The 24,164-nt window shown below is 69.1% G+C and carries 26 protein-coding genes, 1 tRNA gene and 1 pseudogene; 19 read left to right on the forward strand and 9 right to left on the reverse strand.

The annotated features are described in order from the left end of the window. The first annotated feature begins 160 nt into the window (after positions 1-160). From AB0B91_RS14600 to AB0B91_RS14610, 3 genes are read left to right on the forward strand one after another with little or no spacing between them, the layout of a single operon-like run. The gene (locus AB0B91_RS14600; protein ID WP_358318760.1) at positions 161-1,075 is read left to right on the forward strand and encodes a SagB/ThcOx family dehydrogenase; all 915 of its coding nucleotides are present in this window, start codon (positions 161-163) and stop codon (positions 1,073-1,075) included. After that, the gene (locus AB0B91_RS14605) at positions 1,072-2,103 is read left to right on the forward strand and encodes a TOMM precursor leader peptide-binding protein (RefSeq protein ID WP_358318761.1); all 1,032 of its coding nucleotides are present in this window, start codon (positions 1,072-1,074) and stop codon (positions 2,101-2,103) included. Before AB0B91_RS14600 ends, AB0B91_RS14605 begins: the two co-directional genes overlap by 4 nt. Further along, positions 2,096-3,469: a YcaO-like family protein gene (locus tag AB0B91_RS14610; protein ID WP_358318762.1), complete on the forward strand. Its 1,374-nt coding sequence runs from the start codon at positions 2,096-2,098 to the stop codon at positions 3,467-3,469. The genes AB0B91_RS14605 and AB0B91_RS14610 overlap by 8 nt, the downstream gene beginning before the upstream one ends. Before the next feature lie 11 nt (positions 3,470-3,480). On the opposite strand, the gene AB0B91_RS14615 is transcribed toward AB0B91_RS14610, so the two are convergent. Continuing rightward, positions 3,481-5,307: a glycoside hydrolase family 2 TIM barrel-domain containing protein gene (locus AB0B91_RS14615; RefSeq protein WP_358318763.1), complete on the reverse strand. Its 1,827-nt coding sequence runs from the start codon at positions 5,305-5,307 to the stop codon at positions 3,481-3,483. Next, entirely contained in the window at positions 5,304-5,675 is a 372-nt protein-coding gene (locus AB0B91_RS14620; protein WP_358319210.1) for a glycoside hydrolase family 3 C-terminal domain-containing protein, read from the reverse strand. The genes AB0B91_RS14615 and AB0B91_RS14620 overlap by 4 nt, the downstream gene beginning before the upstream one ends. A gap of 149 nt (positions 5,676-5,824) precedes the next feature. Here AB0B91_RS14620 and AB0B91_RS14625 point away from each other — a divergent pair, with 149 nt between their 5' ends. From AB0B91_RS14625 to AB0B91_RS14655, 7 genes are all read left to right on the forward strand, one after another. Next, positions 5,825-6,538, forward strand: coding sequence for a TetR/AcrR family transcriptional regulator C-terminal domain-containing protein (locus AB0B91_RS14625; RefSeq protein ID WP_358318764.1), 714 nt, complete (start codon positions 5,825-5,827; stop codon positions 6,536-6,538). 181 nt (positions 6,539-6,719) lie between these two features. Then, positions 6,720-8,072, forward strand: coding sequence for an aminotransferase class III-fold pyridoxal phosphate-dependent enzyme (locus AB0B91_RS14630; RefSeq protein WP_358318765.1), 1,353 nt, complete (start codon positions 6,720-6,722; stop codon positions 8,070-8,072). Between the two features lie 50 nt (positions 8,073-8,122). Further along, entirely contained in the window at positions 8,123-10,096 is a 1,974-nt protein-coding gene (locus AB0B91_RS14635; protein ID WP_358318766.1) for an acetoacetate--CoA ligase, read from the forward strand. Further along, positions 10,093-11,436, forward strand: coding sequence for an MFS transporter (locus AB0B91_RS14640; protein ID WP_358318767.1), 1,344 nt, complete (start codon positions 10,093-10,095; stop codon positions 11,434-11,436). The genes AB0B91_RS14635 and AB0B91_RS14640 overlap by 4 nt, the downstream gene beginning before the upstream one ends. Positions 11,437-11,462: 26 nt before the next feature. Next, the gene (locus AB0B91_RS14645; RefSeq protein ID WP_358318768.1) at positions 11,463-12,473 is read left to right on the forward strand and encodes a phosphotriesterase-related protein; all 1,011 of its coding nucleotides are present in this window, start codon (positions 11,463-11,465) and stop codon (positions 12,471-12,473) included. Positions 12,474-12,489: 16 nt separating this feature from the next. Next, the gene (locus AB0B91_RS14650; protein WP_358318769.1) at positions 12,490-13,449 is read left to right on the forward strand and encodes a hypothetical protein; all 960 of its coding nucleotides are present in this window, start codon (positions 12,490-12,492) and stop codon (positions 13,447-13,449) included. Between the two features lie 31 nt (positions 13,450-13,480). Next, positions 13,481-14,737, forward strand: a complete 1,257-nt coding sequence (locus tag AB0B91_RS14655; RefSeq protein ID WP_358318770.1) for an aminotransferase class III-fold pyridoxal phosphate-dependent enzyme — start codon at positions 13,481-13,483, stop codon at positions 14,735-14,737. A 6-nt stretch (positions 14,738-14,743) separates the two neighbouring features. On the opposite strand, the gene AB0B91_RS14660 is transcribed toward AB0B91_RS14655, so the two are convergent. Beyond that, positions 14,744-15,016, reverse strand: a complete 273-nt coding sequence (locus AB0B91_RS14660) for a hypothetical protein (RefSeq protein WP_358318771.1) — start codon at positions 15,014-15,016, stop codon at positions 14,744-14,746. Positions 15,017-15,138: 122 nt separating this feature from the next. On the opposite strand from AB0B91_RS14660, the gene AB0B91_RS14665 reads away from it, so the two are divergent. From AB0B91_RS14665 to AB0B91_RS14675, 3 genes are read left to right on the forward strand one after another with little or no spacing between them, the layout of a single operon-like run. After that, on the forward strand, positions 15,139-15,456 hold the full coding sequence (locus tag AB0B91_RS14665) for a hypothetical protein (RefSeq protein WP_358318772.1): 318 nt from the start codon (positions 15,139-15,141) through the stop codon (positions 15,454-15,456). 31 nt (positions 15,457-15,487) lie between these two features. Then, positions 15,488-15,709 (forward strand): hypothetical protein, encoded by a 222-nt coding sequence (locus AB0B91_RS14670; protein WP_358318773.1) that lies wholly within the window; start codon positions 15,488-15,490, stop codon positions 15,707-15,709. After that, complete coding sequence (locus AB0B91_RS14675; protein ID WP_358318774.1) at positions 15,706-16,011, forward strand: hypothetical protein; 306 nt, start codon at positions 15,706-15,708, stop codon at positions 16,009-16,011. The genes AB0B91_RS14670 and AB0B91_RS14675 overlap by 4 nt, the downstream gene beginning before the upstream one ends. Before the next feature lie 50 nt (positions 16,012-16,061). Here the strand turns inward: AB0B91_RS14675 and AB0B91_RS14680 are convergent, their stop codons facing one another. The 3 genes and pseudogenes from AB0B91_RS14680 to AB0B91_RS14690 all read right to left on the reverse strand — a co-directional run bounded on the left by AB0B91_RS14680 (position 16,062) and on the right by AB0B91_RS14690 (position 17,640). Beyond that, positions 16,062-16,367, reverse strand: a complete 306-nt coding sequence (locus AB0B91_RS14680) for a hypothetical protein (protein WP_358318775.1) — start codon at positions 16,365-16,367, stop codon at positions 16,062-16,064. 175 nt (positions 16,368-16,542) lie between these two features. Beyond that, positions 16,543-17,361: pseudogene (locus AB0B91_RS14685) on the reverse strand (NAD(P)H-binding protein); the annotation flags it as partial. A gap of 202 nt (positions 17,362-17,563) precedes the next feature. Next, positions 17,564-17,640: transfer RNA gene (locus AB0B91_RS14690), tRNA-Pro, on the reverse strand. A 91-nt stretch (positions 17,641-17,731) separates the two neighbouring features. Between AB0B91_RS14690 and AB0B91_RS14695 the strand changes: the two genes are divergently transcribed. The 4 genes from AB0B91_RS14695 (at position 17,732) to AB0B91_RS14710 (ending at position 19,674) form a co-directional block, all read left to right on the forward strand. Then, the gene (locus AB0B91_RS14695) at positions 17,732-18,157 is read left to right on the forward strand and encodes a hypothetical protein (protein ID WP_358318776.1); all 426 of its coding nucleotides are present in this window, start codon (positions 17,732-17,734) and stop codon (positions 18,155-18,157) included. A 69-nt stretch (positions 18,158-18,226) separates the two neighbouring features. Further along, a complete protein-coding gene (locus AB0B91_RS14700; protein WP_358318777.1) occupies positions 18,227-18,772 on the forward strand; it encodes a hypothetical protein in 546 nt (181 codons plus the stop codon). A 5-nt stretch (positions 18,773-18,777) separates the two neighbouring features. Then, positions 18,778-19,473: a hypothetical protein gene (locus AB0B91_RS14705; protein WP_358318778.1), complete on the forward strand. Its 696-nt coding sequence runs from the start codon at positions 18,778-18,780 to the stop codon at positions 19,471-19,473. A gap of 6 nt (positions 19,474-19,479) precedes the next feature. After that, complete coding sequence (locus AB0B91_RS14710) at positions 19,480-19,674, forward strand: hypothetical protein (protein ID WP_358318779.1); 195 nt, start codon at positions 19,480-19,482, stop codon at positions 19,672-19,674. Positions 19,675-19,744: 70 nt separating this feature from the next. Here AB0B91_RS14710 and AB0B91_RS14715 read toward each other — a convergent pair whose 3' ends face one another. Both AB0B91_RS14715 and AB0B91_RS14720 read right to left on the reverse strand, forming a co-directional pair. After that, positions 19,745-20,158, reverse strand: a complete 414-nt coding sequence (locus AB0B91_RS14715) for an ATP-binding protein (RefSeq protein WP_358318780.1) — start codon at positions 20,156-20,158, stop codon at positions 19,745-19,747. A gap of 15 nt (positions 20,159-20,173) precedes the next feature. Continuing rightward, positions 20,174-20,944: a SigB/SigF/SigG family RNA polymerase sigma factor gene (locus AB0B91_RS14720; RefSeq protein ID WP_358318781.1), complete on the reverse strand. Its 771-nt coding sequence runs from the start codon at positions 20,942-20,944 to the stop codon at positions 20,174-20,176. Positions 20,945-21,120: 176 nt separating this feature from the next. Here AB0B91_RS14720 and AB0B91_RS14725 point away from each other — a divergent pair, with 176 nt between their 5' ends. Further along, complete coding sequence (locus tag AB0B91_RS14725; RefSeq protein WP_358319213.1) at positions 21,121-21,477, forward strand: STAS domain-containing protein; 357 nt, start codon at positions 21,121-21,123, stop codon at positions 21,475-21,477. Between the two features lie 13 nt (positions 21,478-21,490). Here AB0B91_RS14725 and AB0B91_RS14730 read toward each other — a convergent pair whose 3' ends face one another. Beyond that, complete coding sequence (locus AB0B91_RS14730; RefSeq protein WP_358318782.1) at positions 21,491-22,150, reverse strand: GAF and ANTAR domain-containing protein; 660 nt, start codon at positions 22,148-22,150, stop codon at positions 21,491-21,493. A gap of 118 nt (positions 22,151-22,268) precedes the next feature. Here AB0B91_RS14730 and AB0B91_RS14735 point away from each other — a divergent pair, with 118 nt between their 5' ends. Further along, on the forward strand, positions 22,269-24,101 hold the full coding sequence (locus AB0B91_RS14735) for a SpoIIE family protein phosphatase (protein WP_358318783.1): 1,833 nt from the start codon (positions 22,269-22,271) through the stop codon (positions 24,099-24,101). Positions 24,102-24,164: the final 63 nt, after the last annotated feature.

Raw genomic sequence — 24,164 nt, forward strand, 5'->3', positions numbered from 1 at the left:
GGACGGCGGCGCAGCAACTGGTCATAGACGGCCACCGATGGCAGCGGCCGGGTGTCAGGCGGCAGCTGGGCCAGCCGCCGGGTGGTCCGCGGACCGGGACACGGCACCCCCGACCCCTGCCATGACTGATGCCGCCCACCTCGTTCAAGGATCGGTACAGATGGAGAACTCGCCGGTGCTGCGCTCGGCGCTCGGCACCAACTTCTTCCGTGCGGCCGGCCCGTGGCTGGACAGCACGGCCTTCCACACCAATCAGCTCCGGCACTCCCATCTCGGGATCTCCCGGTCGGCCTCGCCCGCCGAGGAGTTCCTGTACGCTGGCCGGCTCCGCCGCCACGACCGTCAGCTGCAGCGCTCGGTGGCCGACTACCTCACGACCGCGAGCATGGAGACGCTGAGCCACACCGATGAGGAGAGCATCCCCGCGACGCGCCGCGTCGAGCTACCGGATTCGGCGCCGGCGCGGATGGCGCTGGATGAGGTGATCGCGGCCCGGCGCAGCATCCGCTCCTTCAGCGGAGCCCCGGTGACGCTGTCCGAGACCGCCGCGCTGCTACGGGCTGCCGGAGCGTGCTTCGGCCACGAGGCCGGCCGGCCGCACCGCGCCGTCCCCAGCGGCGGCGGACTGTACCCGGTCGAACTCCACCTCGCCGCACGCGAGGTGACTGACCTGGAGCCGGGCCTGTACCGATACGCCCCTCGCCTGGACTGCCTGGACCGCCACGGCGGCCCCCGGCAACTGGCCGCGCTCCTGCGCTGTGGCCTTGACGAGCTGCCCGACCTACTGCCGATCGACCGAGCGGCGCTCGTCGTGCTGTTCGTCGGACGCCCCTGGCGCTCGATGCGCAAGTACGGCCCGCGCGGGCTGCGCTTCGTGCTGCACGAGGTGGGGGCGATGGCCCAGCATGTCCATCTCACCGCGACCGCGCTCGGCCTGGCCGGCACGGACTGGTCGACCTACTACGACGAGGAGGCCCACGAGGTCCTCCGGGTCGACGGCCTGCGGACCGCCTTGCTGCATCTGATCGTCCTCGGCCGGCCGGGCGGCCGACCGCTTCCGCAGGAGAATACGTGACACAGTCCGCATCACCGCGCATCAAGCGGTCATTCTCGGTCATCGGGCATGACCCCGACACGGTCGAGCTCAGGCAGGGCGTGTGGAGCGCCACCTCGCACACCATCACCGACGACGCCCGGCGCGGCTGGCTGTTCCCGGTGGTGAACGCTCTGGACGGCTCCCGGGACGTGGCCGAGCTCGCCGCGCGGGCGAACATCGGCATGGAGGAGATGTCCTCGCTCCTGGAGCAGTTGCGGACGCTCGACGTGATCGAGGACGGTGCGACGAGCGCGCTCGACCACTACCTCGACCGCTACGCCGACTTGCTCGCCGGGCCGCCGCCACCCACCCGCCCGATACGGGTGATCGGCGATGGCGAGATGGCCGCCCGCGTCACGGAGCTGATCGCGGCCAGCGATCCGGAGCTCGACGTGGCCGACGCCAGCGACGATCCCGTCCTCGGGGTGCTCAGCGCCGCCGACACCGGCTGGACCACGCACGGGCTGCGGCTTCACGAAGTCGCCGAGACGTTCGCCTCCTGGGAAGGCGGCATCACCGTGTGGGCCGATACGCGGGTGGACCCGGTAGCGGTGAGCTTGTTCAACCGGATCGCCCTGGAAGTCGGCATGCCCTGGCTGCACGGCACCATCGATGGGCCCTTCCTGTTCGTCGGCCCGACCTTCCACCCGGGCCGCGGCCCCTGCTACACCTGTCTGGAAACGCGCATCACGATGAACCTCGCCGACGGCGCGGGCTACCACCGATACAAAAACGCGCTCACCAGCGCACAAGCGTCGGGGGGACGTCCGCCCATGCTGCCGGCGCTGTCCTCGCTGCTCTGCTCCCATCTCGCCTTGGAAGCGATCAACCTTGCCCATACGGGCGCCTCCTTCACCCATGGCAAGATGCTGTGCATCTACCTCCCCACATGGGAGACGACAGTCAACGAGGTCCTGCAGATCCCCGGCTGCCCGGCCTGCTCGCCGGTCGCGCAGCGCGACGAAGCCGAGCTCTACTTCCAGGCCAAGGAGTGGCTCCATGGCTGACCAGCGCATCGCCGCGCCGGCCGCGCGCCTCGTCCCACGGACCACACCCTTCGACACGGGCACCCGGGTGCTGGCCCGGCGCATGCTGAACCCGGTGTGCGGCCTGATACCGCGGCTGAAGTTCAGCGCCCGCTCACGTGGCGAACCACGCATCGCCATCGCCGGCGCCGAACTCACCGGCGTGCACGTCCTGTACGGCGCCCGACCGATCCCCGCCGAGCGCCACCACCTGGGCGGGGCCGGCATCCTGCTCGACGAGCCCCTCATCAAGTCACTCGGGGAGTCGGCCGAACGTTATTGCCACCACTCGTTCCTCGCCCTGCACCGCGACCGGCTCCTGTTCGCCAGTCACCGTGCCATGAGCAGCCGCGCCCGCGGGATTCCGTCCGATCAGTGCCTGTCCTTCTTCTCTGAAGAGCAGCTCGGTCGCGACGGCTTCCTTTTCGAGCACTTCGACCCCGAGGCCCCGATGAGCTGGCTGCCCGCCGACTCGCTCACCTCGGACGAGCCCTACTGGATGCCCGCCCAGCTCACGCTGGTCGGCTACCTGCCCCGGCGCAAGGACGGCGAGCCCTGGGTGAACGCCGCGGTGACCACCGGCACCGCGACCCACAGCGACCCGGGCAAAGCCCTGCTCGGCGCGGTGGAGGAGCTCATCCAGCTCGACTGCGTGATCGGGCATTGGTACGGCGGTCAGCCCTCGATCAAGATCCTTCTTGACGGCCGGCTGCGGGCCCTCGCCCGGTTGATCGACCGCCACTGGTCGCCAGGCACGCCGCCCCCGGAGTTCCATCTCCTGCCCAGTCCCGACCTGCCCGGCTTCACCATCGCCTGCGTCTACCGCGACGAGCACCCCGGCAATGCGCCGGTCGTCGCGGGCCTGGGCAGCGACCAGCGCCTGGGTCAGGCGATGTACAAGGCCCTCCTCGAAGCCGTCGCGGTGTTCCGCTACGCCAACTGGATGGCTGCCAAGTCCGCCATCGAGGACAGTAACGCCACCGACAAGGACCGCTTCTTCGATCTCGACGACAACGTGGCCTATTACACGGATCCGGCCAACGCCGCGATCATCGACAAGCGCTTCGCCGTCCACGTGGAGGCCTCGGCGAGCGACCTGCCCCCCGACGCGGCCCCAGACCTCCGCACCCGCGTGAAAGCGCTGGTGGCAGCCTTCGCCAGGACCGGGAAACAGCTCGGCTACGTCGACATCACCACTCCAGACGTCCGCCAGCTCGGTCTCACGGTCTGCCGCGTCTGGTCCCCGGACACCCTCAGCCTGTGCCCGCCCAGCGCGCCGCCCCTGCTGCACAAGCGATTCGCCGACTACGGCGGCGCGACCAACCCCGAGCCCCATCCCTACCCTTGATCAACCCACGGTCAAGCGCACCGTCGCGTCCACGCAGGCCGGCCGGTCCCGGACGGGACCGGCCGTCCGGCGTGAGCGGTGAGCCGCGGGGTCAGAGGCGACCGAGCATGCCGAGTTGGTCGCTGCTGACAGGAGGCAGGCACCGGCATGCCGCAGCCCGCCAGCAGGTACGGGTACGGCGCGACGTGCGTGGGTCGCGCACCGTCCGGCGTGGCGTACTGGGGACGGCCGATGCCGACCTCGCCCAGGTAGTCCCAGCCCGTCCAGGTGAAGTCGCCGATCACCGTGCTGTGCTGCTGGACCAGGGCCCAGTTGCCGTCGATGCGGGTGGGGAAGGTCTCGGTGCCCAGGATGATCCGGTCCGGGAACTTCTCGCGGTCGAGCGCGTAGCGGCTGTCGGAGTAGTTCATCCCGGCGACGTCGAGCACGCTGTAGGACTCGGCTGTGCGCTGGGTGACCAGCTCGGAGGCGCTGATCGCGTTCATCATGTCGCCAGCGTCGGCCATCAGTGTGTTGACGCCCGTCGCCTGCTCTCGCAGGGTGGCCAGGTCGGACATGACGGCGAGCATGTTGTTGATCGCGTTGGTGACGTAGCGGGTGCCGTCCAGGGCGCGGACCTTCTCGGCGAGCTTGCGTCCTTGCGCGGCGCCGGAGGGCGTGCCGGTCTCGGGGATCTCGTTGCCGATGGAGTACATGATGACGCTGGGGTGGTTGTAGTCCTTGGCGACCATGGCCTCGATGTCGCGTTCCCACCATTCGGGGAAGTTCAGGCTGTAGTCGAACGGGCTCTTGGCCGACGTCCACACGTCGAAGGCCTCGTCCACCACGAGCATGCCGAGCCGGTCGCAGGCGTCCAGCATGGCCCTGCTCATCGGGTGATGAGACATGCGGATCGCGTTGAACCCCGCCTCTTTGAGGATCCCCACGCGGCGTTCCTCGGCGCGGGCGAACGTGGCCGCGCCCAGCGGCCCGTTGTCGTGGTGGACGCAGGCGCCACGCAGCTTGACGCTCTCACCGTTGAGCCGCAGCCCGTGCTCGGGGTCGAGCCGCAATGAACGGATGCCGAACGTGACGCGCTCGGCGTCGAGGTCCTTGAGCGCAACGTCGCAGGTGTACAGGGCGGGTGAGTTCACGCTCCACAACGCCGGGCCGCGTACGTAGAGGCGCTGGCGGGCGGTCGCCGGTTCACCGGGCAGCACCGTGACCGCCGAGGTGCCGGAGGCGACGACGGCGCCGGTCGCGTCGCGGAGCTCGGTGACCAGATCCACCGTGCGGATGGCGATCGAGTCGTTCACCACGGTCGTCGCGACCTCGACCACCGCCCGCTCCGCGTCGATGTCGGGGGTGGTGACGCGGACGCCGTCCGGCGCGATCCGGACCACCTCGCCGACGAGCAGCCAGGTGTCGCGGTAGATGCCCGCGCCGGTGTACCAGCGCGAGTCCTCATGACCGCGGGCCTCGACGCGGATCTCGTTGTCCTGCCCGAACCGTAGGAAACGATCGGCGTCGATGAAGAAGGTCGAATACCCGTACGGGCGCTGACCGGCGTAGTCGCCGTTGACGTGCACGACCGCGTCACGGTAGACGCCCTCGAACTCGATGACGATCCGCTTGCCCCGGTGCTCTTCGGGAACGAAGAAGGTCTTGCGGTATTCGTACACGCCGCCGGAGAAATACGCCGACGGGCCGCCGTCGATGGAATCGACCCGGTCACCAGTGATCATCGCGTCGTGCGGCAGCCTCACCTCATGGAACGGCACCGTCTGGCCGGACAGTTCAGCGAAGGGGTTGACCTTCGGCCGTACCTGCCAGTTGTCGTTGAAGGACGTGCGGATCACGCGTGCTCCTTGCCGGCGACCGGGCCGGTGTTGGTCACGGTGAGCCGCACCCGCACGGCGCCCTCGTCCACCTCGGTGTGCAGGTCGGAGTAGGCGAAGGTGGTGTAGGACAGGCCATGCCCGAAGGGGTAGGCGACCTCCATGTCTTTGGCGTCGTAGTAGCGGTAGCCGACGTACAACCGCTCGCCGTAGAGCACGGAGCCGTCGGCTCCCGGGAAGTTGAGGTGGGCGGGGGTGTCGGCCAGGCGCAGGGGGATCGTCTCGGCCAGCCGGCCGGAGGGGTTGACCCGGCCGGTCAGCAGATCGGCGATCGCGCCGCCGCCGGCTTGATGGAGGCGTTGCTGCGCGAACTCGACACCAACGGGTATGGCCCGCCCGCCCGTCCTGACTTGAGGTCCAGCGTGCGATTGGTCGCCGGCGACACCACTTGAGGGTGACGATCGAGCTCGATCGTCAAAACGTCGACACGGGCTAACGTTTGGTTCGTCTTGACTGGTCGTCTACGGAAGGAAACTGGATGAGCGAGGGCAGTGGTCCGCAGAGCCGTGCTCGGCGGGAGGCTCGCGCGCCGTTGTCGCGTGGGGAGGTGGTGGACGCTGCTCTGCGCTACGTGGACGAGCACGGACTGGAAGCGCTGACCATGCGCGCGCTCGCCAAGGAGATGGGGGTCTACCCCACGGCGTTGTACTGGCACACCGGCACGAAGGCGCAATTGGTGGCAGCGGTCTCGGCACGGGTGCTGGAGGAGATCGTTCTGCCGTCCGAGCAGGGCACGGCTTGGGACGATTGGCTGATGGCGATGGCCCGGCTGTGCCGAGAGGCGATGCACCGGCATCCGAACCTCGCTCCCATCATCGGCTCCCAGTTGGTGGTGACCACGACGGCGGTTCCCTTCGTGGAGCGCGTGGTAGGCGTTCTGGAGCGGGCCGGATTCGCCGGGGAGGAGCTCGTCCACGTCTACAACGCGGTGATCGGGTTCGTGCTCGGATGGATCACCCTGGAACTTTCCGCAGGACCCGCCGATGCCAAGGACGGCTGGCAGAAGGGCTTCGCGGCGGAACTGCGGGCGGTCAACCCCAACGTGTTCCCGGCGTTGACGCGCAACCTGCCACTGCTGGAGAACAACGCCTTCCTGACCAGATGGGACTCCGGGCGGGACAAGCCCATGGATGGCAGCTTCACCATGGCTTTGGAGCTGCTGGTCAGAGGACTGCGTTCCAAGATCTCCTGAGGCGGCCGAAGGGCGGCTGCCCCCGCTGAGCATCGAGGCGGGAAACGCGAAGTTCACGCATGCCTCTTGCTCTTGTCCGTTGTACAAGACATCCTGTACCTCGTACAAGCGATGAGAGTCCTGTTTGTGATCTTTCATCCAGGAATGCCCGCATGTGCTCGGACTCCAGGAGCCACCACCCATGAACCACCCGCCGCCTCCGCAACGCACCGCGATGCAGCCCGACGGCAGCCGCCTGATCAAGTTCTTCTTCGGCGAGGAGCTGCCCTTCGTCAGCCACGGTCGTGGGGTCTTCGTGTACGACACCGACGGCCGCCGCTACCTCGACGGATGCTCCGGCGCGGTGACCGCGAGCCTGGGCCATTCCGATCCTGAGGTCTTGCGGGCCATGCGCGAGCAGGCGGAACGGATCACCTTCGCGCACCGCGGGACGTTCCACAACGCGCAGGCCGAGCAATTGGCGGAGCGGCTGGGCGCCATGACCGGCTATCCCTATGTTTTTCTGTGCAACAGCGGGTCCGAGGCGGTCGAGACCGCGCTGCGGCTGACCCTGCAGTACTGGCGGGAGCGGGGCGAGCCCGAGCGGGCAAGGTTCGTCTCCCATGCGGTGAGCTACCACGGCGCCACCCTCGGCGGGCTGTCGCTGTCCGGCCATCCGCAGCGCCGGTGGGTCGCCGAAGCACTGCTCCACGGGTTCAACGAGCTCACGCCGCCCTACGCCTACCGGTTCGCCCAGGGCCGCGACGACGCGGCGTTCACCGCGTTCCTCACCCAGGGGGCGGCTCGCGTGCTGGACTCCCACGGCCCCGCCGCGGCCGGCGTGGTGGTGGAGCCCGTCGGTGGCGCGGCCGGCGGTGCCATCACACCGCCCGACGGCTACCTTCCCGCGCTGGCCGGCCTGTGCCGCGAGCGCGGGCTGCCGCTGATCGCCGACGAGATCATGACCGGCTTGGGCCGTACCGGAACCATCCTGGCCGCGCAGCACTGGGGCGTACGACCCGACCTGGTGGTCCTGGGCAAGGGGATGGGCGCCGGTTACGCGCCCGTGTCGGCGGTGCTGGTCAGCGAGCACATCATCGACACCATCGCCGCCGGGACCGCGTCGGTCACCAACGGGCACACCTACGGCGGCAACCCGCTCGGCAGCGCCGTCGGGCTCGCCGTCCTGGAGGCCATCGAGTCCCGGGATCTGGTGGCGAACGCCGCAACGCGCGGCAAGCAACTGCGCGCGGGTCTGGAGAACCTGGCCGGGCGGCACGAGGTCATCGGCGAGGTCCGCGGCCTCGGCCTGCTCCAAGGGCTGGAACTGGTCAGCGACCGCGCGACCCGAAGCCCCGGCGAGCCCGTAGGCTCCCTCACCCGCGCGATCGTGCTCGCGGCCCGCGACCACGGGCTGCTCCTCTACCCGGCGACCGGCGGGATCAACGACGCCGTCCTGGTCGCCCCTCCGCTGACCATCACCGCCGAGGAGACCGACCTGCTGCTCGAACTCCTCGACGGCGCCCTGACCACGCTGAAAAGCCCCCTCACATGACGACACCACCGTCCGCGCCCGGGACACCGCCATACCAAGGAGGCGATCACATGAACGAGCCGGAGATGCTGCGCGAACCGGCTCCTGACGCGCGCCGAGCCACGGCGATCGGCGACTATCTCACCTGGCTGGAGCGCACCCGAGACCTCGCTTTCACCGGCTACCACGACCTGCACCACTGGTCAGTCGAGGACCTCGAAGGCTTCTGGTCGTCGATCTGGGACTACTTCGACGTCCGCGCGCACACCCCCTACGACCGGGTGCTCGGCCGACGGGAGATGCCCGGAGCCGAGTGGTTCCCCGGCGCGACTCTCAACTACGCCGAACACGTCCTGCGGCCGACGGGAGCCGCGCCCGGCGACATCGCCGTGCTGGCGCATTCGCAGACCCGCGGACCACTGGAGCTGTCCTGGGAGCACCTGGCCGACCAGGTCGCCCGCGCCCGGGCCGGCCTGCGCGGCCTCGGTGTCGGCCGAGGCGACCGGGTCGTGGCCTACCTGCCGAACATCCCGGAAACGCTCGTGGCGTTCCTGGCGACCGCGAGCCTGGGGGCGATCTGGTCGAGCTGCGCACCGGAGTTCGGCGCCCGTGGCGTCATCGACCGGTTCTCCCAGATCGAGCCCACCGTCCTGCTCGCCGTAACCGGGTACCGCTACGGCACGAAGGACATCGACCGGCGCGACGAAGTCGCGGCGATCCGCACCGGACTGCCGACTCTTCGTCACACCGTCCACGTACCGTACGGGCCGGGGGAGCTCGCCGGCACGGTCGCCTTGGCGGACCTGCTCGCCGGACCCGCCGAACCCGGCTTCGACGCCGTCCCGTTCGCCCACCCGCTGTGCGTGCTGTTCTCCTCCGGCACCACGGGCAGACCCAAACCGATCATCCACGGCCACGGCGGAATCCTGCTGGAACACCTGAAGAACCACTCCCTCAGCTGGGACCTGGGCCCCGGCGACCGCATGCTGTGGTTCACCACCACCGCATGGATGATGTGGAACGCACTGGTCTCCGGGCTGCTCGTGGGCGCCTCGATCGTGATGATCGACGGCAACCCGCTCCACCCCGGCCTGGACTGGCAGTGGCGACTGGCCGAGGAGGCCGGCGCCACCTTCATGGGCGCCAACCCCGGATTCCTGATGGCCTGTCGCAAAGAAGGCCTCACCCCGGCCAAGGACCACGATCTGTCCCGGCTCCGGCAGATCGGAGCCGCGGGAAGCCCGCTGCCCTCCGAGGGATTCCGCTGGGTGCACGAGCAGTTCGGCCCCGGTGTGCTGCTCAACGTGGGCAGCGGCGGCACCGAAGTGTGCACCGCAATCTTGCAGGGCAGCCCACTGCAGCCGGTCTGGGCCGGCGAGATCTCCGGCCCCTGCCTGGGCGTCGCCGCCACCGCCTACGACGAGCCGGGCAACGAGGTGACCGACGTGCTCGGCGAGTTGGTCATCACCCAGCCCATGCCCTCGATGCCGATCGGCTTCTGGGGCGATACCGACGGCTCCCGCTACCGGGACGCCTACTTCGACACCTACCCGGGCGTGTGGCGGCACGGCGACTGGGTGCGCTTCACCGCGGCGACGGGCAGCTGCACGGTGGCCGGACGCTCGGACGCGACCCTCAATCGTGGCGGGGTGCGCCTGGGCACCGCGGAGTTCTACCGCGTCGTCGAAGAACTGCCCGAAATAGACGACAGCCTGGTCGTGCACCTGGAGGACAGCACCGGCGGCCCCGGCCAACTGCTCCTGTTCGTCGCCCTACGTGACGGCGTCGAGCTGGACGATGCCCTGCGCCGGCGGATCACCATCGCGCTGCGAGAGGCCCTCTCCCCGCGCCACGTGCCCGACGGGATCACCACCGTGCCGGTCATCCCGAGGAACCGTACCGGCAAGAAACTCGAACTGCCGGTGAAGAAGATCCTGCTGGGCGCCGCACTGTCCGAGGTGGCGAGCCGCGACACCCTGGCCGACCCGACCTCGCTGGACGCATTCAACGCCCTGGCGACCCAGACCCCTTGGAGGCGTACATGACCACCGACAACCCCGACTCGAACCGTAGCGATGTCCTTCAAACAGAAAAGGCGGTCAAGCGCCGCGTCCTCATCTCCAGCTATGTGGGCAGCGTGGTGGAGTGGTACGACTTCCTGCTGTACGGCACCGCGTCGGCCCTGGTCTTCAGCAAGATCTTCTTTCCCGCGGTCGATCCGGGCGTCGGCCTCATCGCCTCGTTCGGCACACTCGCCGTGGGGTACGCCGCGCGGCCGCTCGGCGGCATCCTGTTCGGCCACTTCGGCGACCGCCTCGGGCGCAAGCGGATGCTGGTGACGAGCATCCTGCTGATGGGCGCGGCCACCCTGCTCATCGCGGTACTGCCGACCTACGATCAGATCGGCGTCTGGGCCCCCATCCTCCTCATCGTGCTGCGGCTGCTGCAAGGAGTCGCGGTCGGCGGCGAGTGGGGCGGTGCGGTGCTCATGACGCTGGAACACGCGAAGGGGAACCGCCGCGGCCTGTGGAGCAGCGTCGCGCAGATGGGCGCCCCTTCGGGCCTGCTGCTGTCGACCTGGGTGTTCTCCCTCGTCTCAGGACTGCCCGAGGAGCAGTTCCTGTCGTGGGGCTGGCGGATCCCCTTCGCCGCCACGGTGATCCTCATCGCGGTGGGGCTGTGGATCAGACTCGGCGTGGCGGAGAGCCCTGTCTTCGAGCAGGCACGCCGCGCCGACAGTGACCGGCCCGCCCGGCCGCCCATTGTCGAGGTGCTGCGGACCCGTCCGCGCGTGGTCGTGCTGGCGGCCCTCATCGGATTCGGTCCGTTCGCCGCCAACTCGGTGCTCATCACCTTCGTGATCGCGTACGCGACCGGGGCCGGCTACCAGCGCTCCACAACACTGAACGCGCTGATGATCGCGTCCGTGGGCTCGATGCTGTGCCTCCCGCTGTTCGCCGCGCTGTCCGACCGGTACGGCCGGCGTCCCATCTACATCACCGGCGCGATCCTCCTGGCGCTCACCTCGTTCCTGCTGTTCCAGCTGATCAACACCGGGTCCGTGCCGCTGCTCGTGCTCGGGTACGTTCTCGCGCTGGCCGTGCACGCGGTGATGTACGGGCCGATGGGCGCCTTCATGGCCGAACTGTTCGGCACGAAGACCCGCTACACCGGCGCCTCGCTCGGTTACCAGCTCGCCTCGGTGCTCGGCGGCGGACTCGCCCCCCTGATCGCCACCAGCCTCCTCGCGGCGGGTGGCGGTGCGCCGCACACCATCTACGTCTCGGTCTTCATGGCCGGGTCCTGTCTGATCACCGCCGTGGCCGCCTACCTCGCGCACGAGACCAACAAGGTCAGCCTCGCCGATCACCCCGCGGACGCCTAGTGGGCGAGAGCGGCGTCGTTTCGACCGTGCTCGGGCCGGTCCCCGCGGATCGGCTCGGGCACGTTCAGACCCACGAACACCTCCTGTGCGATCTCACCCGCTATCTCGGCGAAGGCGAGGCGCGCGACGATGAGATCACGCTGGAGAATCTGTACGAGACACGGGTAGATCGCCGTAACCGGCTGGACATGCGCCTTGATGATGTGGCGACCGCGGCCGCCGAGCTCGCCGAATTCCGCACGGCCGGTGGCGGGACGATCGTGGAGGCCACCTCCAGAGGGCTCGGCCGCGATCCCTCAGGGTTGCGCGAGATCGCCGAGAGGACCGGTGTCCACATCGTCATGGGCAGCGGCTACTACACGGCGGCCTTCCATCCGCCGACGGTCGCGACCATGACCGAGGAGGACATCGCCAAGGAGATCGTCGGCGACATCCTCGACGGCGTGGACGGGACCGGGGTGCGCGCGGGCGTCATCGGCGAGATCGGGCTGTCCTGGCCGCCCCACCCCGACGAGGTCAAGGTGCTGAAGGCCGCCGCCGTCGCGCAGTCCGAGACCGGAGCCGCCCTGCTGATCCACCCCGGCCGCCACGTGGATGCCCCCAGGGAACACCTGAATGTCGTCGTCGGGGCGGGCGGCGATGCGGCCCGGACCGTCATGTCGCACATCGACCGGACGCTGACCGAGCAGGACGACATGCGTGAACTCGCGGACACCGGCTGTGTGCTGGAATTCGACCTGTTCGGCACCGAATCCGCCTACTACCCGCAGGATCCCGGCTTCGACATGCCCAACGACGGCACCCGCGTCCGCCATATCAGGGAGCTGATCGCCTCGGGGTACGGCGACCGCGTCGTCATCGCCCAGGACGTCTGCCGCAGAACCCAGCTGAGACGTCACGGCGGTGAGGGATACACCCACATCCTGCGGCGGGTCCTGCCACTGATGCTGGCACGTGGCCTCGACCCGGACGACATCCGGCGGCTCACCCGGACCACACCCGCCCGCCTGCTCTCCCTTACCCGGCAAAACCGTTAGGAGCCGAATGTCATCAGTGACGACTGTTCTCGGCCGGATCGACCAGAAAGACCTGGGGTTCGTCCTGCCGCACGAGCACCTGTTCATCAACCTGATGCGGGAGCGCCGTGCCGACGGCCTGCTGATCGACGAAGACCTCGTCGCCGAGGAGGTCCGGGCCTTCCGCGATCTCGGCGGCGCCACGGTGTTCGACCTCACCAGCGCCGAGCTCACCCATGGGGCGGCGATGGACGCCGGGGCGCGACCGTACCCGCCGGGAGCCACCCGCGATCCGGCGAACGTCGAGGCGGTGCGCCGGGTCGCCGAGGCCACCGGCGTACAGGTCGTCCTGGGCACCGGCCACTATCGTGACCCGTACCTCGACCTGGAGTGGATCGACCGGCACAGCGTCGAGCAGATAGCGGAGGAGATCGTACGCGATCTCACTGAGGGGTTCCCGGGCACCGACGTCCGCGCCGGTCTGATCGGTGAGGTCGGGGCGGACAAGTGGTACATCTCCGCGGCGGAGGAACGTTCCCTCCGCGCCGCCGCCCGAGCCCAGCGACAGACCGGCGCCGCGATCTACACGCACGCGGCGCGATGGCCGGTCGGCCTGCCCCAGCTCGACCTGCTGGTCTCCGCGGGCGCGGACCCGGAGCGGATCGCCATCGGGCACTGCGACCTGGTGCTCACCCCCGGCTACGCCGGGCAGATCGCCGCGCGGGGGGCCTACGTCGGTGTCGACACCATCAACACCGACAGCGCGGTAGAGGCCGAGCGCCGGGTCCGCACGGTGATGAGCCTGGTGCGGGCCGGACATATCGACCGGGTGCTGCTGTCTCACGACGTCTGCCTGGTCTCCCAGCTCCGCGCGTACGGCGGCGGCTACGTGTTCGTTCCCGGCGGCTTCCGGGAACAGCTGCTCCGGGCCGGCCTGGACCCGGGGGAGTACGACCACATCACCCGGGCGAACCCCGCCCGGCTCGTTTGCCGCTGACGCCTTGGCACGGCTTGGAAGAAGGAAGATCATGACCACCGTTGGAGCCGACCGCCTGGCCGATCTGGTCGCCGAGTACCGCGCCCGGACGCCCCGATCGGCCGCGGCCCACGAACGCGCCGCCCGGGTGCTGCCCGGCGGGGAGACCCGGTCGATCACCACCTATCCGCCCCATCCGGTGATCGTGGCCGAGGGGCACGGCGCCCGCCTGCGCGACGTCGACGGTCACACCTACCTCGACCTGGTCAACAACTACACTTCGCTGGTTCACGGCAACGCGTTCCCGCCGGTCACCGAGGCCGTCACCGCGATCCTCGCCGGCGGCCTGGCCTTCGCCAGCGCGCATCAGCGGCAGATCGAGCTGGCCGAGCTCCTGGTGGACCGGGTGCCGTCGGTCGAACGCGTCCGGTTCACCAACTCCGGCACCGAGGCGTCCATCCTCGCCTCCCGCCTGGCCCGCCGGGCCACCGGGCGGAAGGCGCTGCTGATGTTCGACGGGGCCTACCACGGCAGCATGCCACCACTGCTGCCGGGCGAGCCCGACGTGGTCGCCGTGCCCTACAACGATCTCCACGCCGTCCGCGAGGCGTTGACCGATGACATCGCCGCCGTCTTCGCCGAGCCCTTCCTGGGCGCGGGCGGAGTCGTGCCCGCGGCGCCCGGTTTCCTCGCCGGGGTCCAGGACCTGGCCCGATCCCGCGGGGCGCTGTTCGTCCTGGACGAGATCCAGGCGCTCCGCAACGGCGTCGCGGGCGAACAGGGCAGGCAGGGGCTGTCGCCCGACCTCACGCTCCTGGGGAAGATCATCGGCGGCGGGATGCCGATCGGCGCCGTGGGGGGCCGTGCGGACGTCATGCTGCTCGCCGCCTCCACCACTCCTGGATCCATCACCCACTCTGGAACGTTCAACGGCCACCTCGCCGCGGCGGTCGCCGGCGCGGTGACGCTCCGCCATCTCGACGCACCGGCCATCTCCACGCTCGAAGGCCACGCCGTACGGCTCGCCGAGGCCGTCACCGCCGCCGGACGGGACGCGGGGCTGCCGCTGACCGTGACCCGCGCGGGCTCCATCCTCAACGTCCACTTCGCCGCCGAGGCGCCGTCCGACGCCGCCGGAGTACGCGCCGTCGCGTCCCCGCTGCTCGCCGCACTGCACCTGGCGCTGTTGCTGGAAGGGGTCTACACCGCGCCGCGCGGCCTGATCAACATGTCGACCGCTCTCACCGACGACGACATCGACCGTGCGGCGGCTGCCTACTCCACAGCACTCCGGCGTATCGCCTGGTGAGTGCTTTCACGGTTCGAGGTGCGGGTAGCGATAGTCGCGTACCGGGAGGTGGTTGCGTTCGACGGCCCCCGGGCCGGCGAAGCGGATGAGGTTCCAGACCGCGGCGGGGTCGGACGCGAAAACCGCTCCCGTGGCCCCCATATCCGGCGGCCACGGTGGGCGGGGGCGTTCGCCGCCGCAGGCCTCGGCGAGAAGCCATGCCTTCGCGTACGGTCGAGGACCGGCGGCGAGACTCGGCATGGTCGGCACCCCGCATCCGACCTTGATCAGTGCCGTCAAGACGACTAGCCTGATCGCCGTGCTGTCGGAAGGCGGGGCCGAGGCGGTCGCGTCACGCGGAAAGAACCCCGACCACGACGAGCCGCTTGAACACGCCGCCATGGAGTTTGGACCGACTGACGATGAGCGCAGAAGAGGATTTCAAGCAGGTCGGCGCCGAGCTGGCCGACCTGGGTGTACGGATCTCCAGAATGATGGGGAGTCCCGCGCTCAAAGATCAAGTGGGGAAGGTGTTCGCCAGCCTGCAGCGCGACGGCGCGATGGTGTTCCGGCTGGTCAGGGATACCCCCGAGCACACGGCCGCGCTCGAGCTGCCCGGGGCGTCTCTCTTCGACCCCTCGGGGCAGGGCAGGGCGGTAAAGGACTGGGTGGTCGTGCCCCACTCCTCGGCCGAGCGATGGACGGATCTGGCCGAGGCCGCCCTCAGCCGCCCACGCTGACGTTCCACGCCGCCTCAAGGAACCGCCGGGCTTGGGCGACGAGGAGACGATCCCGCTGCCGTGCCGCACCTGGCATCTACAGTCGTTCGACCTGCCGGTGCTGGCATGGATACCTCACGACCCGAAGTCGGCGGCGGTGCTCTCGGACGGTAAGCGTGCCAGGAAGTCCTTTCATCGATCCGCGCTGATACACGGCACGGTCCACCTGGGCTATGCCATGAGACACCACGCCAAGAAGGCGGTGGCGCGATGAGCAACCCCTGGCCACCCCGGATAACGATCGATCCGCTCGTTATCCCCGAGACTCAGGCAGTCCCGTACAACGACCCCCAAACCCCGCCACCCACCAGTCCCGACCAGCAACCACCCGCCGAGCCCGGCATGATCCCGCTGACGGTCGCCGAGATCGAGCGCCTGTTCAACGCCGTCACCACCCGCACACCGTCACGGGAACGCACCGCCCACTGGTCAGCCTGGCGCCGCCGTCACCAAGCACGCGCCCGCTGGTTCCACCAACGAACCCGCCTGACCGCCGCATATATCCAGCTCATCTAACGAATGGCGGCTGCGTATCAGGCTGAGTCAGCCCTCCAGGCGCCGTTGAATCAGTACTTCTTGGTGCTGTAGGCATGCCCAACAGCTTTGCGGTGAGAGCTGGGGCAGTGAGCCTCCGACTGGTCGCCCACATATTTCCAAGGGCCGCGAACCTTGGTGGTGGCCGACCCGTTGGAGCAGGTGGCGATCGCCTGCACGTATCCCGCTCCAGACGTGCAGTGGGCCCAGGTGTACTCGTGCCGGTAGCCGTACCCGCTGCTACATCCGGACGGCCCGGGCTCGGCGTTGGCCACGCCGGGAGTGAGGGAGACGACTGCCGCTGCGGCGACGAGGGTCGCCAACATCGTGATCTTCATGAGCCACCACCCTAGAGAGCCAGCCACGCAAAGACCTTCAATAGCGACAAAGTCCTCCCTAGAAATGTCTTGAAGATCTTGGTGAGAGGGTCGGCAAGAGCTGGCTCGCCCTCTTGCCATGCAGTGATCGGGACGAGAGTCCAGGTGCCGTTGGTGTGGGTGAGTCCGAGGTTGATCAGGCGGCGGAGGTTGAGTACGGCGGCGCGACTGCCCATCGGGCATAGGTGTGGGCCGGATGGCCAAGGATCCGCTCGACCTCCCCGGTGATGACCGGTGGCCGGTCCACCTTCTCGGCCTGCGCCGTAAGAAGGGCATCGACGAATCCGGCGTCGAAACCACGTACGATCATGTCTTCCCGGGTTGCCTCCGGCGGTAGCTCCTGAAAGCGGAGTGATCGCCCCATTGCCGCACCGATAGCGGCAACCATCTCGGGCTGCGTGAGCGATTTCGGCCCGGTCAGCACTATTCCCTGCCCGAGCAGGTCATCGGTGAGCAACGCGCGGGCGACAACCGCCGCGACGTTGATCTCGTGGACGGGAGCGGTCCGCCACTCGGCGAACGAACCGCGCACCACGTCCCCGGCGAGGAGTTCGTCGCGCCATATGGCTCGTGTAGTGGTGGCGAGGAAATCGACCTGGAGGATCACCCACTCCAGACCGCTGGCGACGACAGCCTCTTCGGCTTGCCTGTTCCACGCGCCAATATCGCGAAGAGGCTTCCCGTCGTAGCCGTCTTCAACGCTCGCCGACAGTGTCACCACGCGCCGCACGCCGTGCTCACTAGCGAGATCCACCAGCGCAGTGACGGCATGTCCGACGGCACTCGGATTGATGAACAGAGCGGTGACGCCGCGCAGTGCGGAGACCAAGGTCTCAGGCTGTGAGGGGTGGCCCTGAACGTACTCGACGAGAGTGCCGGTTCCGACGTGATCCAGGTTGCGGACGACCGCACGGAAGCGGGGGCGGTCCTTCTGGTTCACGAGATTGTTGACGAGGGCCCGTCCAACTCATTCTGCGGCCCGTGTGAGGTGTGGCCCGCACGGGGTCGGCCGTCACCGAAGCCGTCCACCGTAAGCAGATCCGCCCCATACTCCTGCAAGGAGCTGCGGCGATGACGATCTCTTCGCCCGCTAGTCACTCACCAATGCGAAAGGGTGCCACCTATTCGAGTGACACCCTTACCGACCAGTGAAAACCTGGTCGGGACGACAGGATTTGAACCTGCGACCCCTTGACCCCCAGTCAAGTGCGCTACCAAGCTGCGCTACGTCCCGGTTGTGTCGATCACCCCCTGCGGGGCGAGACGTCATAACCTTAGCGCACATCAGAACCGCACGTGTACTCAGCAGGAGGCAGGAGGGGCTCGTGGGGCGCAGGCCGACCGTCGATCGTGGTGAGCTGGCTCGGCTCGTCGCCGAGGGGATGAGCGTGCAGGAGTTGGCCGCGCATTTCGGGGTGAGCGAGTCCGGGGTGTTGCAGGCCAAGCGGGCCGCGGGCCTGGCCAAGCCGATGCTCGATCACAGCCGGGCCCTGCCGTGGAAGCTGGAGCGCGGGCACGCGCAGTCCGGGCCCGCGACGAACCTGCGGAACCTGTCCGCCGCCGCCCAGGGGAAGCCGCCGGCGGCCGAGCGGTTGAACACCGCGTTGCGGTGGGCGCAGCGGCTTGTCGATGCCGGGCTGGACGTCGATTACGACAGCGTCAGCGGGTTCAGGGAGGTCGCGGCGGCCCCTGGTGGCTCTCACGTCGCAGTGGTGCTCGAAAGCGCCAGGAAAGCGCTGGAAGGCCGCTGACACCGGCGTTTCGGACGTTCGTACGAGGGCAGTCGCTGGTCTCGACCATAGAGACCGGAGGCGAACAACATGTCCACCTTTATCTGGGTGGTCGTCGTCGTGATCGCGGTGGTGGCCCTTGCCGCAGTCGGCTACGTGGTGGTGCAGCAGCAGCGCCGCAGCCGCCTCCGCGCACGTTTCGGCCCCGAGTACGAACGCCTGATGGCGGAGCACAACAGCAGGCACGACGCGGAGCAGGAGTTGCTCGCCCGTGAGCAGCGCCACTCCGAGCTGGGCATCCGGCCCCTGCCGGAAGAGTCGCGGGACGGCTACGCCACCCGGTGGACCGAGGTGCAGGAGCGCTTCGTCGACGCCCCCGGGTTCGCGGTGACCGAGGCCGACCAGCTGGTCACGTCGGTCATGGCCGAGCGGGGCTACCCGACGGAGGGATTCGAGCAGCAGCTGTCCGACCTGTCGGTCGGGCACGCGGCCACCCTGGACCACTACCGGACGGCCCACGAGATCAGCGGGCGCGCCGCCAGGAAGGAGGCCTCCACCGAGGACCTCCGCCAGGCGATGGTGCACTACCGCGCGCTCTTCGAGGAACTCCTGCAAGAGACCACGCGAGGACGGTGACAGATATGACGAGCAGCGACGAGCTCAAGGTGCCGTCGCAACGGGCGGACCATGCCAACGACGAGGACGAGCGCGAGGACGACCCTTCACGTGAGCACCTCGACGAGCGCGCCTCCGGCAGCGGGTACGGCCCGGCGGACGACTTCCGTACGGACGACCCGTCAAAGGAGGACGAGTTCCGCGCGAACGACACCCCCACGGCCGATCTCACCAGAGACGACGGCGAGAAGGACGGCGCCCGCCACCACGAGCCGTACGCCCCTGCGGACGGCGACATGCTGGCGGCCCCCGAGCCAAGCCCCAGTCCGGACCCGGCGCACGCCGAGTACAGCGACGAACAGGACGACGACGTACACGAGCTCGTGGCGGTGGAAGGCGCGCCGGCCCACGCGGCGCCTCCCGAGTCCGTCGTGCTGTTCGACCACGACCCGGCCGAGGTGCAGGCCCGCTGGCGCGAACTGCAGACCTCGTTCGTGGACGACCCGGGCGACGCCGTCCAGCGGGCCGAAGGGCTCGTCGACGAGGTCGTCGAGGAGCTGACCAGCAGCCTGACGGCCCGCACCGGCGAGCTGCGCGAGCGCTGGAAGGGCGCGGGCGACACCGAGCAGCTACGGCTGGCTCTGCGCGAGTATCGCGTCGTGCTGGAGCGGCTGCTCACCCTGTCCGGGCATGAATCCGGCTCGGCCCACGAAACGAGGTAACGGGACATGCTGGCGATAGTCGCGGCGATCATTTTCGGTCTGGGTTTCCTGCTCGACCTGCTGAACGTGAGCATCGGGTCGGGGATCTCGGGCACGACGTTCATGCTGCTCGGTCTGACGCTGCTGGCGCTGCACCAGGCCGGCATCGGTACGGGCAGCGTCAAGAGTTACGGCGGCTGGCGGGGCCGCACCCGTCGGTAGTCAGACGGACGAAGCACACCAGAAAGGCGCGCGGCGCACTCGGTCACGAGGCGCCGCGCGTAGATGTCATTCAGGTCTTGCTGGGGAAACGCATGGTGACCGTGCTGCCCTCGCCGCCGACCCGCAGTGACAGGTCGGAGGAGAGCAGGCGGGCCACCCAGAGTCCCATCCCGCCCACGGAGCCGGGCATCGGCCCGGGCTTCCAGGTGCCCTCGTCGTGTACCTCGACCACCAGCTCGCCGTTGTGTACCCAGGTGCGGAGCTGCGCGTCGACCGTGCCGTGCGTGACGGCGTTGGTGGCCACCTCGTTGACGGCGATGACGAAATCGCCCACCGCCTCCTCCGCCATGCCCACCCCCCGGGCCTCGGACGCGGCGAACTGCCGGACCCGTGGCAGGTCCGGCAGCCGGAAGCTCAGCTCTTTCACCGGCGCGCCAGGTGGCGGACTGATGGAGCCCGCCTGAGGATCGACATCCCCGTTCACCCGGTAACCGCCTTATCAGCCGACTAGCTCACTACGTAGCTGGTCCAGCACTTTACGGAGGATTCGCGATACATGCATCTGAGAGATGCCGAACTCTGCCGCTATTTCGGCTTGAGTCATGTTCCCAAAGAAACGAAGGAGCAGGATGTGCTTCTCGCGCGACGGGAGAGCGTTGATCAGCGGCTTGACCGCCTCCCGATCGACCATCTTGCTCAGCGTGTCGTCGTCCTCCGGGATGACGTCGCCGAGCGAGGCGGCGTCGTCGTCGGTCCCGAGCGGCGCGTCGAGCGACAGCGTGCTGTAGGCGGCGGAGGCGTCGAGTGTGAGCAGGACGTCCTCCTCACTGATGTTCATCTTCGCGGCCAGTTCGGCCACGGTGGGGGAGCGGCCGAGGTCCTGGCTGAGGTCGGCGACGAGCCGGTTCAGCTCGGATCGGCGCTCCTGGTAGAGGCGCGGCACCCGGATGGCCCAGGTGCGGTCGCGGAAGTGGCGCTTGACCTCGCCGGTCATCGTGACGACGGCGTAGCCCCTGAAGGCGTGGCCGAGGGTCGGGTCGAAGCCGTTGACGGCCTTCATCAGGCCGACGTACGCGGCCTGCAGGAGATCCTCCAGGGGCTCGCCGCGGTAGCGGTAGCGTCTGGCGATCTCCATGGCGAGCGAGCGGTGCATCTCGACGATGCGTTCCCGCAGGCGTTCCTTGTGGCTGTCGGGAGTGGCTTCGCCGGCCATTTCGGCCAGCAGTTCTTCGGCGGTCAACTCCTCGAGGACGTATTCCTGCACAGCCATCGCTGCTCCTCATATGGGTCGCAGGGCGGCCTCCACCTGCAGAAAAAGCCCAGGCAGAGGCATGCCTCGCTCTACATCCGAGACGGAAGCCCTCTGCTGGACTTCGGATCCAGTGTCCCCCCTGAAGGCGGAAGTATTCCTCCTTCGCGTGGTGACAGTAAGGTTGCCCCGTGACAATGCCGGAGAACGGCGAAGGGGCGGTGACGGCCCTGAGCCTTACGTCGTCGACCGTGGACGAGATCACGGTGATCAAGGTCGATGGCATACTCGACGCCACGACGCGCGAGCAGTTCGCCGACTACCTCTCGCTGGCGGGCTCCGAGCTGATCCTGGACCTGTCCGGGGTGACGTTCATGGACTCGCGCGCGCTCGGACTGATCGTCCACCATTGGCAGACCAGCCTGGCGTCGGGGGCCAGGTTCGCGCTGGTCGGCGTGGAATATTCGAAGTCGAAGGTGATGTGGATCACCGGGCTCGCGCAGCGGCTGCCGCTGTACGACACGCTCGACGACGCCTTGGCCGCCATTGGCTGAGCGCGATCCGAGATCACTTGCGGCGGGATTTCTTCTGGTGCTCCTCGACCAGGAGCCTGGCCAGATCCGCCACCTTGACCTGATGGTGCTGTGAGATCCGGCGCAGCTCCTCGAAGGCGCCCTCGGCCGAGCAGCCGCTGGTCTTCATGATGATGCCCTTGGCCTGGTCGATCACCGATCGTCCGGCCAGGGCCTCGTGGAGCTGGGCGGCGTCGGTACGCGCTTCCTCGAAGTCCCAGAGGTTGGCCATGGCCACGCCCACCTGCTCGGTCAGCATGTCGGCCAGCGCCTGTGCGGCCTGCGGGGAGAAGGCGGACGGCCGTACCGAATACAGGCCGATGACCAGCAGGACGGGGTCGAGCCGGATCGGCACGGCCAGCACCGAGCGCACGCCCCAGCGGGCGGCGAGCGGGGCGTAGCGCGGCCAGCGCGTGTCGCTCAGCACGTCCGTCACGACCACCCGGCCGCCGGTCAGCCGGGCCTCGGTCGACGGGCCCTCGCCGATGCCGCGCTCGCCTTCGACCAGCATGATCAGCTCGCTGTGCGAGCCCGACACCAGCACCCGCTGGTCACGCCAGTGCTCGGCGGAGCCGCCCGAGCAACCGGGCACTCCGTCGGCGAGCGCGGTCGTCAGGCCGCGCAGCACACTTTCCGTTGAATTGTCTTCGCCCAACCGCCCGAGAGTCGCCAGGTTACGGGCAAGTCCGGGGGTGATCATCGCTGTTGATTTCATAGCAAGCAAGCCCTACCCCTTATGGCTAGCATTATCCAGCGTGGCGTAGCGTCAGAGGATGACCATGCCCGGCCTCGAACATGCCCTGGACGCTCTGTCCGGACGTGTTTCCTCCCTGCGCGAGGCGCGGGCGGCCTACCCCTCCGACCTGGCGCCGACTCTAGACGCCGCGCTCGCGGAGCTCGACACCGCCGCCGAGTTGCTCGCCGAGGCGCGCGAAGCACTCAAGAACGCCTCCAAACGGCAGGGCGGCAAGAAGGACGGGACCCAGCGGGAGCTGAAGCTGCTGCGCCAGGTCTACCGGGCCTTCCCCGTGCCGGTGATCGTGCTCGACGGCGGCGGCGTCGTCAGGCGGATCAACCCCGAGACCTCGCAGATGCTGGGCAGTCCTGACGGCTACCTGGTGGGCCGGTCGTTCCCGTTGCTGGTGGACGTGTCGCGGCGGGCGGCGTTCCGCTCGCACCTGACGTCGGTGCTGCAGACCGGGCAGCCGGCGGCGTTCGAGTCACGGCTGGCGCACCAGGGCAGGACCCACACGGTCCAGGTGGCGCTGACCCGCCTGACGATGCCCGGCGAGCCGCAGCAGATGGTGGCGGCCGTGGTGCTGCCGACCGAGGTGCAACTGCCCGAGCCGGGCGCGCGGCGGCCTGAGCAGTCGGACGGCGCGCTGCTGCTGGCGGCGGCCAAGCGCCAGGACCTGCTGGCCACGATGACCACGCTGCTGCTGGAGGAGGAGGCGCTGAGCCAGCCGGTGGCGCTGCCGAGGGCGACGCGGCTGCTGGCGGCCGGCTGGGCCGACTGGGTGATCGCCGACATGGTGCGCGACGGGCTGGCCCGCCGCGCGGCCGTGGTGGCGCCCAAGGACCACCCGCTGGGCGATCTGGTCCGGCAGGTCGAGTCCGCCGCCCCGGCCGCGAGCCAGGTGGTGACCCAGGTCCTGGAGCGCGGCTCCGGCGTGGTGCACGAGATGGTCGACGACGAGACGCTGCTGGGCTTCTGCGCCGACGGGCCGCTGCTGACCGCGATGGGCGCGGGTTCGATGCTGTGCGTGCCCATCGGCCGGGAGGACGGCGTGCTGACGCTGGTCAGGGCGCACGACCGGCCGCCGTTCACGCTGGCCGACCTCGGGGTCATGCAGGAGGTCGGACTCCAACTCGGGCTCGCGGTGCGCGCGCAGAGCAGCTTCCAGAGCCGTTCACGGGCCGCCGACGCGCTGTCGGCGACCGTCGCGCCGCGCAATCTGCCGGACGTGCCCGGGTACGAGGCCGCCGCGATCTACAACCCCGGCGCGTCGGTCGGCGCCGAGTTCTACGACGTCTTCCCCGTCGCGGACGGCTGGGCGTTCGCGCTCGGCGGCGCCGCGGGCAAGGGCGAGGAGGCGGCGTCGGTCAGCGCGATGGTCAGGGGCGGGGTGCGGGTGCTCAGCGTCTGGGAGTCCGATCCCGACGTGGTGCTGCGCAAGGTGAACGAGGCTCTGGTGTCGCAGGGCACCGGCATGTTCGTGATGGTCGTGGCCGGGTTCGTGCGGGGCCGCAGGATCCGCCTGTCGTCGGCGGGGCACCATCCGGCCGCGCTGCTGCTGCCCGACGGGAGCGTCCGGTTCGCCGCGGGTGGCGGCGTGCCGCTGGGCATCTCGCCGGAGGCCGAGACCGAGGCCGAGGAGCTCAAGGTCGCGGTGGGTGAGACGCTGGTGCTCTACTCCGAGGGGCTGATCTCCTCCAGGAACGAGGTCGGCGAGCCGTACGGCGAGGAGCGGCTGGCCGATGTGCTGGGCAGATGCGCGGGTCAGGCGCCGACGACGATCGTGAAGGCGGTCGAGGCGGACCGGCACGCGTTCTCCGGTGGGCAGGTTTGGGATGAGATCGTGGTGCTGGCTCTCCGTGGTGTCTGATCTGCGGGGGTTTGCGGATGAGCCATCTACGGGTAAGGTCATGACCAGAGAACGACGTGCCTA

Origin of the sequence: Nonomuraea sp. NPDC049141 (genome assembly GCF_040648415.1) — a bacterium.
Lineage (GTDB): Bacteria > Actinomycetota > Actinomycetes > Streptosporangiales > Streptosporangiaceae > Nonomuraea.

Bases quoted from the DNA above. Each gene is read 5' to 3' on its own strand.
- AB0B91_RS14600 (WP_358318760.1), top strand. From the start codon at position 161: ATGGAGAACTCGCCGGTGCTGCGCTCGGCGCTCGGCACCAACTTCTTC.
- AB0B91_RS14610 (WP_358318762.1), top strand. From the start codon at position 2,096: ATGGCTGACCAGCGCATCGCCGCGCCGGCCGCGCGCCTCGTCCCACGG.
- AB0B91_RS14625 (WP_358318764.1), top strand. From the start codon at position 5,825: ATGAGCGAGGGCAGTGGTCCGCAGAGCCGTGCTCGGCGGGAGGCTCGC.
- AB0B91_RS14630 (WP_358318765.1), top strand. From the start codon at position 6,720: ATGAACCACCCGCCGCCTCCGCAACGCACCGCGATGCAGCCCGACGGC.
- AB0B91_RS14635 (WP_358318766.1), top strand. From the start codon at position 8,123: ATGAACGAGCCGGAGATGCTGCGCGAACCGGCTCCTGACGCGCGCCGA.
- AB0B91_RS14640 (WP_358318767.1), top strand. From the start codon at position 10,093: ATGACCACCGACAACCCCGACTCGAACCGTAGCGATGTCCTTCAAACA.
- AB0B91_RS14655 (WP_358318770.1), top strand. From the start codon at position 13,481: ATGACCACCGTTGGAGCCGACCGCCTGGCCGATCTGGTCGCCGAGTAC.
- AB0B91_RS14665 (WP_358318772.1), top strand. From the start codon at position 15,139: ATGAGCGCAGAAGAGGATTTCAAGCAGGTCGGCGCCGAGCTGGCCGAC.
- AB0B91_RS14675 (WP_358318774.1), top strand. From the start codon at position 15,706: ATGAGCAACCCCTGGCCACCCCGGATAACGATCGATCCGCTCGTTATC.
- AB0B91_RS14680 (WP_358318775.1), bottom strand. From the start codon at position 16,367: ATGAAGATCACGATGTTGGCGACCCTCGTCGCCGCAGCGGCAGTCGTC.
- AB0B91_RS14700 (WP_358318777.1), top strand. From the start codon at position 18,227: ATGTCCACCTTTATCTGGGTGGTCGTCGTCGTGATCGCGGTGGTGGCC.
- AB0B91_RS14705 (WP_358318778.1), top strand. From the start codon at position 18,778: ATGACGAGCAGCGACGAGCTCAAGGTGCCGTCGCAACGGGCGGACCAT.
- AB0B91_RS14710 (WP_358318779.1), top strand. From the start codon at position 19,480: ATGCTGGCGATAGTCGCGGCGATCATTTTCGGTCTGGGTTTCCTGCTC.
- AB0B91_RS14720 (WP_358318781.1), bottom strand. From the start codon at position 20,944: ATGGCTGTGCAGGAATACGTCCTCGAGGAGTTGACCGCCGAAGAACTG.
- AB0B91_RS14725 (WP_358319213.1), top strand. From the start codon at position 21,121: ATGCCGGAGAACGGCGAAGGGGCGGTGACGGCCCTGAGCCTTACGTCG.
- AB0B91_RS14735 (WP_358318783.1), top strand. From the start codon at position 22,269: ATGACCATGCCCGGCCTCGAACATGCCCTGGACGCTCTGTCCGGACGT.